Genomic DNA, 16,351 nt, shown 5'->3' on the forward strand with positions numbered 1-16,351 from the left:
AGGGCGCCGCCGCGGGCAAGGTCGCCGCCACCGCGACCCTGATCAAGTCCGCCGACGACCCGACCGCGAACGACCAGGGCCCCTACTTCAAGGACGCGGACGGCAACCCCGTACGCACCCTCACCACCCTGACCACCGATGCCGACGGCACGCTCCAGCTCCCCAAGCTGTACGCCGACGACACGACCGGCACCTACCTGCTCCGCGTCACCACCACCGGCGGCGCCACGATCACCGTCGAACTGACGGTCGCCGCCGCCGCTCCCGCCACTCCCGCCCCCAGCCCCAGCGCCTCGTAGCACCGCGCCGCCACGAGCGGCCCGCGCTCGCTCCCAGGGCGCCCTCCCGGCTCACGCCGCGAGGGCGCCCTGATCCGTTGCGGTGCGCGTGTTCTCATCTCGCCCGGCCGTTGCTACGGTGCCAGACCTGACGATGTATCAGCTCCTGGCCCCGGGAGGCCCGCATGCGTGCCCTCATCGCCGCCGCGACCGGTCTCGCCGCGGCGCTCGCGCTGGTCCTGACCGTCACGGCCCTGGGCTCGCCGGCCGGACACACCTCGCCGAAGCCGCTGCTCACCACCGTCCCCCAGCACCCCTGACACACACCGGGAGGGCCGTCGAGATGCGCCGCAAGGCAAGCCTGATCCTGCTCGCGCTCGCCGTGTTCTTCGCGGCGCTGTCCCCGCTGCTGCGCTGGTACGCCTTCCCGCGCCTGGCCAAGATCCCCGCAGGCCAGTACCAGGACATGGTGCTGGAGGCGAAGAACGCGACCCTGCTCGACTACGGCACCATGAAGGCCAGGAAGGTCTCCAAGGTCACCGTCGTGCAGACCCTCAAGGGCAACGTCGAGGCCTCCGAGAAGATCGAGCGGGCCGCGGGCCGTGACGTCGTCGTCTGGGACTCCCTGTCCTACGTCCAGGGCCCCGACGGGAAGATGGTCTCCAAGCTCCCCGAGCGCTACATCTTCGACGCGCACAGCCAGGAACCCGTCCACGCCACCGGCGAGTCCGTCGACGGGGACCCCGTCACCCGCCAGGGCATCGAGTTCAAGTGGCCCTTCAGGACCGAGAAACGGGACTACGAGTACTTCGACGCCCAGACCCGCACCTCGGCGCCCATCCACTACAAGGGCACCCGGAGCTTCCGTGGGATCAAGGTCTACTACTTCGAACAGACCATTCCCTGGACCCAGGTGAAGTTCCCCAGGATCATGCCCGTCCAGGGCGTCACCCCCGCGTCCCTCGCCAAGACCGGCACCACCCGCTGGTACACCACGGTCCGCAAGTTCTGGGTCGAGCCGGTGACCGGGGCTCCCGTCTACGGCGAGGAGATCCACAAGGAGGAACTGCGCGGCGGCACACTCCTGGGCGGCCGGGACAAGGTGACCGCCTTCTCCGGGGACGTGAAGATGCGCGAGGACTACATCCGGCACACCGTCGACCTCGTCAGGTCCAACCGCACCCTCGTCCTGATGATGACCTCCTACCTCCCCTGGGGCTTCCTGGTCCTCGGCGCGGCCCTGCTGTCCCTGTCCCTGTACCTGGAGGCCCGCGGCCGGAGGCCGGACGAACCGTCGCCCGCCCCGGCGGCCGACCCCGAGCCCGTCAGCGCCTGAGCCGCGCGTTCGTGTACCGCGTCGGCTCGGCGGCCGCCGGGTCCTCGGGCCACGGGTGCCGGGGATAGCGGCCGCGCAGCTCCGCCCGTACGCCCTTGTAGCCGTCCCTCCAGAAGGACGCGAGATCGGACGTCACCGCCGCGGGCCGGCCCGCGGGCGACAGGAGATGCACGAGTACGGGCACGCCGGCGAGGGCGGGCGACTCCTGGAGCCCGAACATCTCCTGGAGTTTCACGGCGAGCACCGGCTGCGCAGGGTCGGTGTAGTCGACACGGATCCTCGATCCGCTCGGCACCTCGATCCGCTCCGGCGCGAGCTCGTCCAGCCGGGCCGCCTCCCCGGTGGCCCAGGGCAGCAGCCGGTTCAGCGCCTGCCCCGCGTCGATCCGCGCCAGGTCGGCACGGCGCCGGGCACGGCTCAGCTCCGGCTCCAGCCACTCCGCCACGCGCGCGTGAAGGGCGTCGTCGGAGACGTCGGGCCACGGGTCGCCGAGCCGCAGGCGCAGGAACGCGAGCCGCCGGCGCAGCACCTCGGCGTCCGGCGACCACCGCAGGAGACCGAAGCCCTCCTCCCGCAGCCCTTCGAGCAGCGCGTCCCGTACGAGCCCGGGGTCCGCGTCCCGCAGCGGTCGCATCGCCAGCTCCACCGCGCCCAGCCGCTCCACCCGCCGGGCGACGACATCGCCGTCGGCCCAGTGGACCTCCTCGCCCTCGCCGTGCAGACCGGCGGCGGCCCGCCGCGCCGTCGGTTCGTCGATCACCGCCGCGAGCCGCACGCGCGCGTGCCCCCTGCCGACGGGACGGTCGGCGACCGCCACCGCGATCCAGGGAGCACCGCGCAGCACGGACCCCTCCCCGGCGTCGGCGCGCGTCCCGCCGGCCATGAGGTGGGAACCGCCCCGCAGGCGCGCCACTCGCTCGGGGAACGCCAGCGCGGCGACGAGCCCGGCGACCGCGTCGTCCCCGCCCTCCACACCGTCCCCCACGGGACCCGGCTCTCCCGCCCGAGCGCTCCGGGAGGCGTGCGACGCGCCAGGAGAAGAGGAGGACATAGAAGGGGAAGAGGCAGAAGGGGAAGGGGAGGAAGGGGAGCCGGCGCGGACGGGGGAAGACCCGGGGGAGGCGAGGCCGGCGGCCGCGGACCGCAGACGGCGGGACTCGGCGCGCCAGCGGGCCCCGTAGGCGTCACCGCCGCGCCGGGCGGTGCGCCAGACCGCGGCCAGGTCGTCGCCGTACTCGCGCGGGGGCTCCTCGCTCAGCAGGGCCACCACGTCGGCGGCCCGTGCCGCGCCCACCAGCGGGGTCGCGTCCAGCAGGGCCCGCGCAAGCCGGGGGTGCAGACCCAGGCGGGACATGCGCGCACCGCGGTCCGTGGCCCGCCCCGCCGCGTCGACCGCGCCCACGGCCGACAGGACCGCCCGCGCCGCCGCCATAGCCCCGGCCGGCGGCGGGTCCAGCAGGGCAAGACCCGTCGCCCCGGGATCGCCCCAGCAGGCCGCCTGGAGCGCGAACGCCGTCAGGTCGGCCACCTTGATCTCGGGGGCAGGGAACGGCGTCAGACGGCCGTCCTCCGCCTCCGCCCAGCACCGGTACACCGTGCCGGGGGCCTCGCGCCCGGCCCGCCCCGCCCGCTGCCGTCCGGCCGCCTGCGAGGCCCGTACCGTCGCCAGGGCACTCAGCCCGCGCGCGTGGTCCACTCGCGGTTCGCGCGCCAGCCCCGAGTCCACGACCACGCGCACCCCCGGGACCGTCAGCGAGGACTCGGCCACCGAGGTCGACAGGACGACCCGGCGCCGCGCACCCGCCGTCAGCACCGCGTCCTGCACGGCCGCCGGAGCCCGCCCGTGCACCTGGAGCACGTCGACGTCCCCGATGCCGCCCAGCTGCCCGGCGACGCGCGCGATCTCCCCGACACCGGGCAGGAAGCACAGGACGTCGCCGCCGCGCTCGGCCAGCGCCCGGCGCACGGTGGACGCCACATGCGTCAGCAGCGCCGGGTCCACCCGCATCCCGTGCGGCGGCCGTACGGGGCGTGCCGGGGGCGCCCACACCGTCTCGACCGGATACGACACCCCGCGGGCCTCGACCACCGGCGCGTCGCCCAGCAGCCGGGCCCAGCCCCCGGCGTCGGTCGTCGCCGAGGCGGCGACCAGACGCAGCTCGGGACGGAGCGCGGCCCGCACGTCCAGCAGGAACGCGGCCACCGTGTCGGCGTCCAGATGCCGCTCGTGACACTCGTCGAGCACCACCACGTCGACGCCCGCGAGCTCCTGGTCGCGCTGGAGCCGCTGGAGCAGGACCCCCGTCGTGACGACCTCCACGCGCCCGCGTGGGCCGACCACCCGCTCCCCGCGCACCGTGAAGCCGACGCTCTCCCCGACCTCCTCGCCCAGCAGCCAGGCCATCCGCCGGGCGGCGGCCCGTGCCGCGATCCGGCGGGGCTCGGCCACCACCACCCGCCGAGCGGGCCGCCCGTCGTCCAGGAGACCCGCCAGGGCCAGCGGCACCAGCGTCGTCTTGCCGGTGCCGGGCGGCGCCACCAGCACCGCGCCGCCGTGCCCCTCCAGGGCCTCGTCCACGGCGGGCAGGGCGCCGCGCACGGGCAGCGCGTCCAGGGCTTCGTAACGGATCACGCCCCCAGTCTCGTACGAGCGCCGGACCGGGTGCGCACAAACCCGGGGACGGCGATGCACGCGCGCGTGCATCTCGGGTGCGGCCGTGGCGTCGGCTCGAACGGAGACGGCCTCCCACGCGCGCGTGCCGCATCCCGGTACGACGAAGGGGAGCCGGTGGATCCGGCTCCCCTTCGTCACTGCTTCCCGCCTCGGACCGTCCCTCCTGGACCCCGTCCGTTCCACCGGGGTCACATGCGTCGGTCCGCGGAGGCCGCGCGCCTCAGTCCCGTTCGCACACGAAGATCGCCGTGCCCGGGATGAGGTTTCCGCGCAGCGGGGACCAGCCGCCCCACTCCTGGGTGTTCCAGGCGGGCCACTCGGGCTCGACCACGTCGAGCAGACGGAAGCCGCCGGCCACCACGTCGCGGACCCGGTCGCCGAGCGTCCTGTGGTGCTCGACGTAGACCGCGCGGCCCTCCTCGTCCTGCTCCACGTACGGGGTGCGGTCGAAGTAGGACGCCGACACCGACAGGCCCTCGGGGCCGGGCTCGTCCGGGAACGCCCAGCGGACCGGGTGCGTGACGGAGAAGACGAAGCGCCCTCCGGGGCGCAGCACCCGGCGGACCTCCCTCAGGACGAGCACCGGGTCGGCGACGAAGGGCAGCGCCCCGTACGCCGAGCACGCCAGGTCGAAGGAGCCGTCCGCGAACGGCAGCGCGCTCGCGTCCGCCTCCACGAGGGGAACGGAGCCCCCGATGCGCAGCGCGTGCTGGAGCTGGCGGTGGGAGAGGTCCAGGGCCACCGGGCGGGCGCCCTGTCCGGCGAGCCAGCGCGAGCACTGTGCCGCTCCGGCGCCGATCTCCAGGACGTCCTTGTCCTTGAGGTCCTCCGCGGGGCCCAGCAGCTCGGCCTCCACCTCGTCGAGACCCTCGGGGCACCACACGAACCGGTCGTCGCCGAGGAACGTGCCGTGTTCGATCTGGTAGTCGTCCGCGTTCCGGTCCCACCAGCCCCGATTCGCCCGGGAACTCTCGATGAGGTCCGCGTCACGTCGGGTGGCTTCCGGTTCGAACGGTTCGGGCTCTTGGATGATCGGCTCCCTCGTCGTACTCTTCCGTCCAACCCGTCTCGGGCGTGTCACGACAGAGGCGTCCTACTGCCCGCGTGGCCTTGTGAGACAGGTCTTGTGCCGGGATTGCGGCGATCCGCCCCGGGTGTGCGCCTTCGCGCATTGACCCTGCCCGGCTGCCCCCGTATGCTACAAGTTGCGCTGCGGGCCTGCGCTCCTCAGACATAGCAGGCTGTGCTCGCATCTGTATGTATGTCCCCTCGGTTCTCGAGGCGCCTTCCGGCTGTGCCGGGTCGGGCGCTTCCTTGGCTGTCCGGCTTCTACAGGGCGAAACGGGCTCCCGGCGTAAGCAGTACCTACGACTCACTGTCCGTACCGGAGCCCTTTCCCACATGACGAGCAGCACCGAGACCACCGCCACCACCCCGCAGGTTGCGGTCAACGACATCGGTAACGAGGAAGCCTTCCTCGCCGCGATCGACGAGACGATCAAGTACTTCAACGACGGCGACATCGTCGACGGCGTCATCGTGAAGGTCGACCGGGACGAGGTCCTGCTCGACATCGGTTACAAGACCGAAGGTGTCATCCCGAGCCGCGAGCTCTCGATCAAGCACGACGTCGACCCGAACGAGGTCGTCAAGGTCGGCGACGAGATCGAGGCCCTGGTCCTCCAGAAGGAGGACAAGGAAGGCCGCCTGATCCTCTCGAAGAAGCGTGCCCAGTACGAGCGCGCCTGGGGCACCATCGAGAAGATCAAGGAAGAGGACGGCATCGTCACCGGCACCGTCATCGAGGTTGTCAAGGGTGGTCTCATCCTCGACATCGGCCTCCGTGGCTTCCTGCCGGCTTCTCTCGTCGAGATGCGCCGTGTCCGCGACCTCCAGCCCTACGTGGGCAAGGAGCTCGAGGCCAAGATCATCGAGCTGGACAAGAACCGCAACAACGTGGTCCTGTCCCGCCGCGCCTGGCTGGAGCAGACCCAGTCCGAGGTTCGCCAGACGTTCCTCACCACCCTCCAGAAGGGTCAGGTCCGCTCCGGCGTCGTCTCCTCGATCGTCAACTTCGGTGCCTTCGTGGACCTGGGTGGCGTCGACGGTCTGGTGCACGTCTCCGAGCTCTCCTGGAAGCACATCGACCACCCGTCCGAGGTTGTCGAGGTCGGCCAGGAAGTCACCGTCGAGGTCCTCGACGTCGACATGGACCGCGAGCGCGTCTCCCTGTCGCTCAAGGCGACGCAGGAAGACCCGTGGCAGCAGTTCGCCCGGACGCACCAGATCGGTCAGGTCGTCCCGGGTAAGGTCACGAAGCTCGTTCCGTTCGGTGCGTTCGTCCGCGTGGACGAGGGCATCGAGGGTCTGGTCCACATCTCCGAGCTGGCCGAGCGCCACGTGGAGATCCCGGAGCAGGTCGTCCAGGTCAACGACGAGATCTTCGTCAAGGTCATCGACATCGACCTCGAGCGTCGTCGCATCAGCCTCTCGCTGAAGCAGGCCAACGAGTCCTTCGGTGCCGACCCGGCCTCGGTCGAGTTCGACCCGACCCTGTACGGCATGGCCGCGTCGTACGACGACCAGGGCAACTACATCTACCCCGAGGGCTTCGACCCCGAGACCAACGACTGGCTCGAGGGCTTCGAGGCTCAGCGCGAGGTGTGGGAGAACCAGTACGCCGAGGCGCAGCAGCGCTTCGAGCAGCACCAGGCTCAGGTCATCAAGTCCCGCGAGGCCGACGCGCAGGCCGAGGCCGAGGGTGCCACCTCCACGAGCGCGGCTCCGGCCGCCTCCGGTGGCGGTTCCTACTCCTCGGAGTCGGACGACAACTCCGGCGCCCTGGCGTCGGACGAGGCGCTCGCCGCCCTCCGCGAGAAGCTCGCCGGCGGCCAGAGCTGAAAGCTCACCGCTAGCAAGTAGCTGAAAGAAGTGGGCCCGCACCGATCCGGTGCGGGTCCACTTCGTTTTCGTCCGGTGGGCCCGCCCTCCGCCGATTCCGTCCCGGTGGGGCCGCCCTCCGCCCCTGCCGTCCGGTGGACCCGCCTTCCACCGGGCATGCTTCCCTTCCGCCCACCCACTTCGCTCCCCGATGCCGGCACCGGACGGGAATGTCGGCGCTCCGTGCCACGTTGTGCAGTACGAACACGAGGAGGAGCGGTCACAGTGCTTGATCCGCAGGGTTTGTACGCATGGGAGCCGAAGGGCCTGGCCGTGGTCGACATGGCGCTCGCCCAGGAGTCGGCCGGTCTGGTCATGCTCTACCACTTCGACGGATACATCGACGCGGGCGAGACCGGCGAGCAGATCGTCGACCGGGTGCTCGAATCGCTGCCCCACCAGGTCGTGGCCCGCTTCGACCACGACCGGCTCGTGGACTACCGCGCCCGCCGTCCGCTGCTGACCTTCAAGCGCGACCGCTGGACCGAGTACGAGGAGCCGACCCTGGAGGTGCGGCTCGTGCAGGACGCCACCGGCGCGCCCTTCCTGCTGCTGTCGGGACCCGAACCGGACACCGAGTGGGAGCGCTTCGCCGCCGCCGTCCAGCAGATCGTGGAGCGGCTCGGGGTCCGGCTCCTGGTCAACTTCCACGGCATCCCCATGGGCGTCCCGCACACCCGCCCGGTGGGCCTCACCCCGCACGGCAACCGCACCGACCTGGTGCCCGGCCACCGCAGCCCCTTCGACGAGGCGCAGGTCCCCGGAAGCGCCGAGTCGCTCATCGAGTACCGCCTCATCGAAGCCGGCCACGACGTCCTCGGTGTCGCCGCCCACGTGCCCCACTACATCGCGCGCTCCCCGTACCCGGACGCGGCGCTGACCGTCCTGGAGTCCATCACCGCCGCGACCGGCCTGGTGCTCCCCGGGATAGCGCACGCCCTGCGGACCGAGGCGCACCGCACGCAGACCGAGATCGACCGCCAGATCCAGGAGGGCGACGAGGAACTCGTCGCGCTCGTCCAGGGACTTGAGCACCAGTACGACGCCGCCGCGGGCGCCGAGAGCCGCGGCAACATGCTCGCGGAGCCGGTGGACATCCCCTCGGCCGACGAGATCGGCCAGGAGTTCGAGCGTTTCCTCGCGGAACGCGAAGGCGAGGGCTGATCCCTCCTTCCCAGGAGTTCCGGGCCTCCGGGGGTTTCCGGGCTCCCGGACGGAGGGACTGTCAGTGGCAGGCCCTAAGCTGCGAGGCATGCTGAAGGTGGGCCTGACCGGCGGTATCGGCGCCGGCAAGAGCGAAGTGTCACGACTGCTCGTGGAGCACGGCGCGGTACTGATCGACGCCGACAGGATCGCGAGAGAGGTCGTCGCGCCCGGAACTCCCGGCCTGGCGGCGGTCGTCGAGGCCTTCGGCGAGGACGTACTGACCTCCGAAGGCGCCCTGGACCGGCCCCGGCTCGGCTCGATCGTCTTCGCCGACCCGGACAAGCTCGCCGTCCTGAACTCGATCGTGCACCCCCTCGTCGGCGCCCGCTCACGCGCCCTGGAGGACGCCGCGCCGGAGGACGCCGTCGTCGTCCACGACGTGCCGCTGCTCGCGGAGAACGGACTGGCCGCGCTGTACGACCTCGTGGTCGTCGTCGACGCCCGCCCCGAGACCCAGATGGACCGCCTCGTCCGGCTGCGCGGTATGACCGAGGAGGACGCCCGCGCCCGCATGGCCGCGCAGACCTCCCGCGACAAGCGTCTGTCGATCGCGGACATCGTCGTCGACAACGACGTGCCGCTGGAGGAACTGGAGCGGCGCGTTCGGGACGTATGGGCAGAACTCGTGCGCAGAGCCCGCCTGCCCCAGGAATAGCGTCCCGTCGAAGGGGCGTTGAACCCGTGCAGCGAGGGAAGGAATCTGCCGTGCCCGAGACCAGCGGTTCGATCGGACGTACTCCCGAGACGCACGTCATCGACTTCCGCGCCGCAGAGCAGTTGCTCGCCGCGCGCGACCCGCGGGGCGCGGTGAAACTGCTCGACCCTGTCATCGCCGCCCACCCGGAGAACACCGCGGCCCGGCTGCTGCGCGCGCGTGCCTTCTTCGCCGCCGCGCAACTGCGGCCCGCCGAGCTGGAGTTCACGATCGTCCTGGAACGCGAGCCGGACAACGCGTTCGCGCACTTCGCGCTCGCCCGCACCTACGAGCGTCAGCGGCGCCCCGAGCAGGCGAAGCGGCACTTCAGACTGGCGGCGGCGCTCGACCCGAAGCCGCAGTATCTGGAAGCCGCGCGCTTCGACGTCTAGAGCGTCCGACCGGAGCGGATCCGTGGGGCGGACCCGCAAGGGGCACCGCGGGGCTCCGCGCGGATGCGCGCGCCCATGCGCGGTGGCGCCACGGTCCGGCCGCTTCAGGGATGCGACGGCCTCGACGGACGACGGCGCTCCGGCGGCCGGTAGCGGCGCCGCTCGTCCACGGGCTCGTACGGGGGGACGTCACGCCCCGGCTGGTAGTGCGGGCCCTCTCTGATGTGCCGCAGGATCATGGTCATGTCGACCGTGACGATCACCCAGAGCGCGGCGCACGCGGCAGCCCATCCGGGCTGCCCCACCAGGATGAACACGACCGTCCCGAAGATGGCCCAGATCAGGCCCCATACGCTCAGCCAGAGGCGCATCCGCAGGGCACTGCGCGCTGTGACCGGTTCACTGCCCGTACGCATCAGGATCACCACTCCTACGAGGAAACGTACTCTTCGTGGTGCACGTTCACCAAGGGAGAGCGGTCGCACGCCGGCCGCCGGGGGAGGCGACGGTGCTGCTGGAGGCGCTGCGGTCGGACGCGAGGACCGCCGAATGGCTGAGAGACCTGGAGAGCGAGGGCTCCGACCTGCGGGAAGCGGTGCTCCCGGACGCCGACGCGCTGCCGGACATCCTGCTCGACCTGTCCGTGCCCCATGAACACATCAACGATCTCGTCGCCCTGCGCGCCCGGCTGGCCGCCGATCCGGGGGCCATGACCCTCCTCGCGCGCTGTGTGACCCGCTTCGTGCGGGACATGGGGGACATAGGGAAGGGCTGGGAGCCGCCCGCCTTCCCCGAGACGGCGGGGCTTCTCGGACGCTGCTTCCATCTCTACGTCTTCATCGTGGCGCTCCCCTACGTCCGCGCCCATCACCGGGACCGCGGGGTGCCCGAGGACGTCTCGCGGCGCACGCTCGCCGACCTCGGCCGGCACGTGTCCGTGCACCATCGAAGGACCGGCGGCCCGGGACTGCTGTTCCCCTGGTGGATCGCCCTGCACTTCCACGGAGAGCTGTTCCAGCTGGGCCGGCTCCAGTTCCAGCGGGTGCTGCTGGGACGGCGCACGGCCGCGGCCCTCGCGGCGACCGGACCGGCTCCGGACCCCGGCACGCCCTGCCTGAGCCTGCACATCACCGACTTCCGCGGCCCGCTCTCCCCTGCCGCGTGCGACCGTTCGCTCGCCCTGGCCCGCGAGTTCTTCGCCCGCCACTACCCCGAGGAGCGCCATGAGACGGCTGTCTGCGACTCCTGGCTGCTCGACCCGCAGCTGAAGCGCTATCTGCCCGCCGACTCCAACATCATCCGTTTCCAGGACCGCTTCCAGTTGCTGCCCGGGGAGCGGACCCCGGACGACACCCTGCCCATCGGCTTCGTCTTCGGCGATCCGGAACTCCCGCTCGACGAACTCCCGCGGCGCAACAGCGTCGAGCGCGCGGTGGCCGACCATCTGCGCGACGGAGGGCACTGGTACGGAGGGCGCGGCTGGTTCGCGCTGTAGGCCCTCTCGAACATGTCACTCGAACGAGTGAGGGCGGGGAGGAACGGGCCTGCGGAGGCCGTCCGTTGGACGGGTATGAGGATCGAAATGCGTGAGGGATACGAGGGCACGGGACCCGGTGCCATCACACCGGACGGCTGCGCGGTCGAGCTCTACACCCGCCTGCCCGTCGGAACCGAACCGGACATCATCACCGCCGCCGTGCCCGCCGCCGCCCACATCCTGGAACTGGGCAGCGGGGCCGGCCGGATGACCCACCCGCTCCTGGAACTCGGGTTCGCGGTGACCGCGGTGGACGAGTCCGTCGACATGCTCGGCCATGTCCGAGGGGCCCGCCGGATACACAGCAGCATCGAGGACCTCGACCTCGGCGAGACGTTCGACGTCGTCCTGCTGGCGTCGTTCCTCGTGCACGCCGGGGACGTCCGGGTGAGACGCGCGCTCCTCGCCACCTGCGCCCGCCATGTCGCCGACGACGGCTGTGTTCTGATCCAGCGAGAGGGGGAGAACTACCACACCGACGTGCCCCGCGAGCGCAAGGACCCGTCCGGACTGGTCGTCCGCGTCCTGTCGTCCGAACCCGTCGGGGACGGGGTCGACTCGGTGCGCGTGGAGTACACGTTCCCGGACGCCGTCTGGACCCAGACGTTCCTGTCCCGCGCCCTGACGAAGGACGCCTTCGAAGAGGCGCTGGCGGAGGCGGGTCTCAAGGTCGACCGGTATCTGACGGAGGACGGGATCTGGGTGAGAGCCGTGAAGGGGTGAGAGCCGCGGCCCCCGGCGGCACAAATCCCCTTCGCCGCCGATGAGTTCCCTGCGGTTCCCCGGTCTACCCCTGTGAAAGCACCCACCGCATCCCACAGGAGACCACCGTGTCCCAGACCAGTCTTCCCCTCAGCACCACCCCGGGCCCCGTCACTCCCCGATCCCGGGCCGCCCGTGTCTCCCTGACCGCCCTTCAGGTCGTCCTCGGCCTGTTCTACGCGTTCGCGAGCGCCCTTCCCAAGCTGATCGCCCACCCCTCGGCGACGGAGGCGTTCGACAAGCTGGGCTGGGGACACACCGGCATGTACATCATCGGCGCACTCGAACTCGCCGGAGGAATCGCCCTGTTGATCCCCCTCCTCGACTCCGTGGCCGCGATGGCGCTCAGCGCGCTGATGGTGGGCGCCTTCATCGTCAACGTCACCGTCGTCCACGGCCCCTACGTGGCGACCCCGCTCATCCTGATGCTGCCGCTCGGCCTGATCGCCTGGGCCAGACGCGGCCACACCGCCGAACTGGTCCGCCTGGTGCGCCTGCGGACCGGACGTCGGGTGTGACGGCAGGAGTCACGCCGGGTGTGACGGCCGGTGTCACGACAGGCGTCATGACGGAGCGGCGGGCGGGAGCGGCCTCAGTGGCGGGAGGAGCCGCCGGAGCCCGGCGTGCCCGGGGACCTGGTCGAGCCGGTGGGTCCCGTTGCGGGGCCCACGGTCCGGACGGGGCCGGACGAACCCGTCTGCATTCCGCGCAGGCGTTCCAGCTCGCGCCGGTCCCGCTTGGTCGGGCGTCCCGCGCCCCGGTCCCGGACACCCGCCGGAGCCACGGCCTCGCGCGGCGGGGGCGGCGGGCTGTTGTCCATATAACATTCGGCGGCCACGGGGGCACCGACCCGCTTGCGGATCACACGCTTCACGACGACGACCCGTTCACGGCCCTCGTGCCAGACCCGAACCTCGTCGCCCACACGCACCGAGTAAGCGGGCTTGACGCGCTCCCCGTTGACCCGGACATGGCCGCCCTTGCAGGCCGTGGCACCGATCGAGCGGGTCTTGACGAGACGGACGGACCAGATCCAGGCGTCGACCCGTACGCTCTCGCCTCCGGCGGGTCCGGCGGCGACGGCGGCCTGGACGGCGGCGGCGTTCGCACCGGCGCCACCGGCTCCGGCCTCGGTGCCATCACCGGCACGGACACGGGTGCCGCCTCCGGAACCGGCCTCGGCGTCGGTCCGGTGCGCGCCTCCGGCATCGGCTCCGCCTCCGGCACCCGCACTCGCACCGGCGCCTGAGCCGGTCTCGGGAGCGGCGCTGGAGCCGCTCCGGGAAGCGGTACGGGGGCGGCCGGGGCCGGAAGCGCCTTCGGAGGTGGTCCCGGGGCCGGATCCCGAGTCGGGCGTGGCGGCCTTCGCGCCGGCCGCGCCGCGCCCGCCCGCGGTACCCGAGCCCGCGCCCTTCGTCTCCCGGTCAGCACCCTGAGAAGCCATGTCCCGACTCTAATGCCCGCGGCCCGGCACACCGCATGCCTTTTCCGTCGCACGGACCACACCGGATGCGTCCCCCTCCCGGCGGGCGGAGGCTGTCGGTGAAGTCGCGCCGGGAACAGGAGAGGGGACCGAGGGTGGAGACAGCAGCGAAGGTCGACGCGTTGATGGACGGTCTGCGCGCCGATCTGGAGCGCCTCGCGGCCATCCCCTCCGTCGCCTTCCCCGGCTTCCCGGAAGAGCCGGTGCGGGAGGCCCACGATCTCCTCGTGGGACTGCTGCGGGACGCCGGGGTGGAGCGGATCGAGAGCATCGATCTCCCCGGTACCGCCCCGGTGATCTTCGGAGAGATCCCGCCGCCGGACCCCTCCGCGCCGACGGTCCTGCTCTACTCGCACTACGACGTCCAGCCGCCCGGCGACGAGAAGCTGTGGCTGTCGCCACCCTTCGAGCCGACACCCGTCGAGGGCGGGCTCAGGGCCCGAGGGATCGCCGACGACAAGTCCAATGTGATCGCTCACCTGGGCATGCTCCGGGCGTACGAGGGGCGGCCCCCGGTCGGGGTGAAGATCGTCTTCGAGGGGCAGGAGGAGTACGGCAGCCCCTTCGACGACTATCCGCCCGGCGATCCCGAGCGGTTCGCGTGCGATGCCATGGTCATCGCCGATCTCGGCAACCTCCGCCCCGGCACCCCCACCCTGACCACAGGGCTGCGGGGCGCGGCCGAGGTCGTCGTCGAGGTGCGCACCCTTCAGGAGCCCCGGCACAGCGGTGAGTTCGGCGGGGCCGCGCCGGACGCGCTGGTCGTGCTGCTGACCGCCCTGTCCACGCTGCACGACGTGCACGGCGACGTGGCCGTGGCGGGGCTGAGACGTGAGCCGTGGAGCGGAACGACGTACACCGAGGACGAGTTCCGCGAGCTCGCCGGGGTCTGCGAGGGGGTGCCGCTGGTCGGCAGCGGGAGTCTCGGCGAGCGGCTGTGGAGCGGGCCCGCGATCACGGTCATCGGTCTGGACGCGCCGGGCGTCGAGCACGCGGCCTCCGCCGTCGTCCCGTACGCCCGCGCCAAGCTCAACCTCCGCTTCCACCCGCGCCAGGACGCGAAGGAGGCGCGGGCGATGCTGGTCGACCATCTCCGCTCGCTGCGGCCCTTCGGCGTGGCGCTCACCGTCACCCCGGGCGACACGGGCCCCGGCTACGAGGCCTCGACCGGCGGTCCCGCCTATCGCGCCGCGCTCACCGCGCTGCGCGAGGCGTGGGGCGAGGAGGCGTCGTACGTCGCGACCGGCGGGTCGATCCCGCTGGTCAACGGGCTCGCCCGGGCCGCCCCCGGCGCCGAGGTGCTGCTCTTCGGGGCGCAGGACAGCATGTGCAACCTGCACGCCCCGAACGAGCGCGTCCTGCTCTCGGAACTGCGCAACACGGTGGTGGCGATGTGCGCGTTCGTGCGGGAGTACGCGAACGGCTTCCGCGTCCGGGCGGACGCGTGAGCCGGGGCGGGGCGGCCCGGTGACCACCCCGACCGGTACCGAGGCACCCGCCACCGAGGAGCCGCCGCACCGGCGCGGGTTCACGTTCCCGAGCGCGCTGACCGTCCTCGCGATCGTCACGATCGCCGTGTGGGCGCTGGCGTTCCTGATCCCGGCGGGCCAGTACGACCGCACGCCCGAGGGCAGGCCGATCCAGGGCACGTATCACCGGGTCGACTCGGGGCAGAGCTTCGTCGACCGCCTCAACGACCTGTTCCTCTCGCCCGTCAACGGCCTCTACGGAATCCTGGACGAGAAGACCACGCAGGTCGGGCCGGACTTCGCCGGTGAACTGTACGGCAGCGCGGGCGTGTTCCTCTTCGTGCTCGCCATCGGGGCGTTCATCACGGTCGTGTTCGCGACGGGCGCGCTCGACCGGGGGATCGGCCTCCTCGCCCACCGGTTGCGGGCGCGTGGGGCGTTGCTGATCGCGGGCATCATGCTGGTGTTCTCGGTGCTGGGCACGGTGGAGGGCTTCGCCGAGGAGACGCTCGGGTTCTACGGGCTGATCGTGCCGTTGATGCTGGCACTGGGCTACGACCGGATGGTGGCGGTCGGGACGATCATCCTCGGCGCCGGCATCGGAGTGCTGTGCTCGACGGTGAACCCGTTCGCCACGGGCGTCGCCTCGTCCGCCGCCGGCATCTCGCTCGGCGACGGCATCGTGCTGCGGTTCGTGATGTGGGTGGTGCTGACGGCGGTCACGATCGCCTATGTCATCCGGTACGCGCGCCGGGTGCAGAAGGTTCCGGAGCGTTCGATCACCGGGTTCCTGCCGGGGGACCGCGAGCACGCCCGGGAAGCGGCCGGTGAGGTTCCCGAGCTGACCGGGCTGCACAAGGCGGTCCTCGTCACTACGGGGCTCGTCTTCGCCTTCATGATCTTCTCCGTCGTGCCGTGGTCCAGCGCGCTCACCGGCAAGGCGGACGCGCGGCCGTACGGGTTCGAGCTCGGCTGGTCCTTCCCGGAACTGGCCGCCCTGTTCCTCGTCGCGGCGGTGCTGGTCGGTGTGGTGGCGCGGATGGGCGAGCAGAAGCTGAGCGCGACGATCGTCCAGGGCGCCGCGGACTTCATGTCACCCGCGCTGGTGATCGTGCTGGCCCGCGGAGTCACCGTGATCATGAACAACTCGAAGATCACCGACACGGTCCTTCACTCGATCGAGGGAGTGGTGGAGGGAACCAGCTCCAGTCTCTTCGCGATCATCGTCTTCGTCGTGAACCTGCCGCTGGCCTTCCTCATCCCCTCCACCTCGGGCCACGCGACCCTCGCCATGCCGATCCTGGCCCCGCTCGCCGACTTCGCGGGTGTCTCCCGTGCCGTCGTCGTCACAGCCTGGCAGGCCGCCAGCGGCTGGATGAACCTGTGGGTCCCGACCACGGCCGTCACCATCGGAGGCGTGGCCCTCGCGAAGGTCGGCTACGACAAGTACCTCCGCTTCATCTGGCCCCTCCTCGCCATCCTCTTCCTCCTGATCTGCGGGTTCCTGGCGCTCGGCGCGGAGATGACGTAGCGGCGGGGCGGGTAGGGCGCCCGGCGGGGGAGAGGGAAGGGTGAGGGGC

Annotated in this window: 14 protein-coding genes and 2 pseudogenes; 12 read left to right on the forward strand and 4 right to left on the reverse strand. The window is 71.8% G+C overall.

Translation table 11 applies throughout. From position 1 onward, the window contains the following. From ACFWI4_RS17005 to ACFWI4_RS17015, 3 genes and pseudogenes are all read left to right on the forward strand, one after another. Positions 1 to 299 (forward strand): annotated as a pseudogene (locus tag ACFWI4_RS17005) (lytic transglycosylase); the annotation flags it as partial. 164 nt (positions 300 to 463) lie between these two features. Continuing rightward, positions 464 to 598 carry an SPW_0924 family protein gene (locus ACFWI4_RS17010; RefSeq protein WP_387196528.1) on the forward strand — a complete coding sequence of 45 codons (135 nt, stop codon included), beginning with the start codon at positions 464 to 466 and terminating at the stop codon, positions 596 to 598. 23 nt (positions 599 to 621) lie between these two features. Further along, positions 622 to 1,614 carry a DUF3068 domain-containing protein gene (locus ACFWI4_RS17015; protein WP_387196531.1) on the forward strand — a complete coding sequence of 331 codons (993 nt, stop codon included), beginning with the start codon at positions 622 to 624 and terminating at the stop codon, positions 1,612 to 1,614. Here the strand turns inward: ACFWI4_RS17015 and ACFWI4_RS17020 are convergent. Then, on the reverse strand, positions 1,604 to 4,246 hold the full coding sequence (locus ACFWI4_RS17020) for an ATP-dependent RNA helicase (protein WP_387196534.1): 2,643 nt from the start codon (positions 4,244 to 4,246) through the stop codon (positions 1,604 to 1,606). The two genes, ACFWI4_RS17015 and ACFWI4_RS17020, sit on opposite strands and share 11 nt — an antisense overlap. A gap of 262 nt (positions 4,247 to 4,508) precedes the next feature. Continuing rightward, positions 4,509 to 5,369, reverse strand: a complete 861-nt coding sequence (locus ACFWI4_RS17025) for a class I SAM-dependent methyltransferase (RefSeq protein WP_385406415.1) — start codon at positions 5,367 to 5,369, stop codon at positions 4,509 to 4,511. Between the two features lie 320 nt (positions 5,370 to 5,689). Here ACFWI4_RS17025 and rpsA point away from each other — a divergent pair, with 320 nt between their 5' ends. The 4 genes from rpsA (at position 5,690) to ACFWI4_RS17045 (ending at position 9,520) form a co-directional block, all read left to right on the forward strand. Next, on the forward strand, positions 5,690 to 7,189 hold the full coding sequence (rpsA, locus tag ACFWI4_RS17030) for a 30S ribosomal protein S1 (RefSeq protein WP_339128754.1): 1,500 nt from the start codon (positions 5,690 to 5,692) through the stop codon (positions 7,187 to 7,189). 264 nt (positions 7,190 to 7,453) lie between these two features. Beyond that, complete coding sequence (locus ACFWI4_RS17035; protein ID WP_385406412.1) at positions 7,454 to 8,392, forward strand: PAC2 family protein; 939 nt, start codon at positions 7,454 to 7,456, stop codon at positions 8,390 to 8,392. A gap of 88 nt (positions 8,393 to 8,480) precedes the next feature. Beyond that, positions 8,481 to 9,089 carry a dephospho-CoA kinase gene (coaE, locus tag ACFWI4_RS17040; protein WP_387196538.1) on the forward strand — a complete coding sequence of 203 codons (609 nt, stop codon included), beginning with the start codon at positions 8,481 to 8,483 and terminating at the stop codon, positions 9,087 to 9,089. Between the two features lie 50 nt (positions 9,090 to 9,139). Further along, positions 9,140 to 9,520 (forward strand): tetratricopeptide repeat protein, encoded by a 381-nt coding sequence (locus tag ACFWI4_RS17045; RefSeq protein ID WP_387196541.1) that lies wholly within the window; start codon positions 9,140 to 9,142, stop codon positions 9,518 to 9,520. 104 nt (positions 9,521 to 9,624) lie between these two features. Here ACFWI4_RS17045 and ACFWI4_RS17050 read toward each other — a convergent pair whose 3' ends face one another. Further along, positions 9,625 to 9,936 carry a DUF6343 family protein gene (locus tag ACFWI4_RS17050; protein WP_387196544.1) on the reverse strand — a complete coding sequence of 104 codons (312 nt, stop codon included), beginning with the start codon at positions 9,934 to 9,936 and terminating at the stop codon, positions 9,625 to 9,627. Between the two features lie 92 nt (positions 9,937 to 10,028). Here ACFWI4_RS17050 and ACFWI4_RS17055 point away from each other — a divergent pair, with 92 nt between their 5' ends. The 3 genes from ACFWI4_RS17055 (at position 10,029) to ACFWI4_RS17065 (ending at position 12,337) form a co-directional block, all read left to right on the forward strand. Then, on the forward strand, positions 10,029 to 11,015 hold the full coding sequence (locus ACFWI4_RS17055) for an acyltransferase domain-containing protein (protein WP_387196547.1): 987 nt from the start codon (positions 10,029 to 10,031) through the stop codon (positions 11,013 to 11,015). 87 nt (positions 11,016 to 11,102) lie between these two features. Then, on the forward strand, positions 11,103 to 11,780 hold the full coding sequence (locus ACFWI4_RS17060; RefSeq protein WP_387196550.1) for a class I SAM-dependent methyltransferase: 678 nt from the start codon (positions 11,103 to 11,105) through the stop codon (positions 11,778 to 11,780). 107 nt (positions 11,781 to 11,887) lie between these two features. Next, positions 11,888 to 12,337: a DoxX family protein gene (locus ACFWI4_RS17065; protein WP_387196553.1), complete on the forward strand. Its 450-nt coding sequence runs from the start codon at positions 11,888 to 11,890 to the stop codon at positions 12,335 to 12,337. A 74-nt stretch (positions 12,338 to 12,411) separates the two neighbouring features. Here ACFWI4_RS17065 and ACFWI4_RS17070 read toward each other — a convergent pair. Further along, positions 12,412 to 12,921, reverse strand: a pseudogene (locus ACFWI4_RS17070) (RNA-binding S4 domain-containing protein); the annotation flags it as partial. 506 nt (positions 12,922 to 13,427) lie between these two features. Between ACFWI4_RS17070 and ACFWI4_RS17075 the strand changes: the two are divergent. Then, positions 13,428 to 14,750 (forward strand): M20/M25/M40 family metallo-hydrolase, encoded by a 1,323-nt coding sequence (locus ACFWI4_RS17075; protein ID WP_387196762.1) that lies wholly within the window; start codon positions 13,428 to 13,430, stop codon positions 14,748 to 14,750. A 19-nt stretch (positions 14,751 to 14,769) separates the two neighbouring features. Next, a complete protein-coding gene (locus ACFWI4_RS17080; protein ID WP_387196556.1) occupies positions 14,770 to 16,302 on the forward strand; it encodes a YfcC family protein in 1,533 nt (510 codons plus the stop codon). Positions 16,303 to 16,351 lie beyond the last annotated feature (49 nt).

This window comes from Streptomyces sp. NPDC127038 (genome assembly GCF_042725875.1).
Lineage (GTDB): Bacteria > Actinomycetota > Actinomycetes > Streptomycetales > Streptomycetaceae > Streptomyces.

Bases quoted from the DNA above. Each gene is read 5' to 3' on its own strand.
- ACFWI4_RS17010 (WP_387196528.1), top strand. From the start codon at position 464: ATGCGTGCCCTCATCGCCGCCGCGACCGGTCTCGCCGCGGCGCTCGCG.
- ACFWI4_RS17015 (WP_387196531.1), top strand. From the start codon at position 622: ATGCGCCGCAAGGCAAGCCTGATCCTGCTCGCGCTCGCCGTGTTCTTC.
- rpsA (WP_339128754.1), top strand. From the start codon at position 5,690: ATGACGAGCAGCACCGAGACCACCGCCACCACCCCGCAGGTTGCGGTC.
- coaE (WP_387196538.1), top strand. From the start codon at position 8,481: ATGCTGAAGGTGGGCCTGACCGGCGGTATCGGCGCCGGCAAGAGCGAA.
- ACFWI4_RS17050 (WP_387196544.1), bottom strand. From the start codon at position 9,936: ATGCGTACGGGCAGTGAACCGGTCACAGCGCGCAGTGCCCTGCGGATG.
- ACFWI4_RS17060 (WP_387196550.1), top strand. From the start codon at position 11,103: ATGCGTGAGGGATACGAGGGCACGGGACCCGGTGCCATCACACCGGAC.
- ACFWI4_RS17075 (WP_387196762.1), top strand. From the start codon at position 13,428: ATGGACGGTCTGCGCGCCGATCTGGAGCGCCTCGCGGCCATCCCCTCC.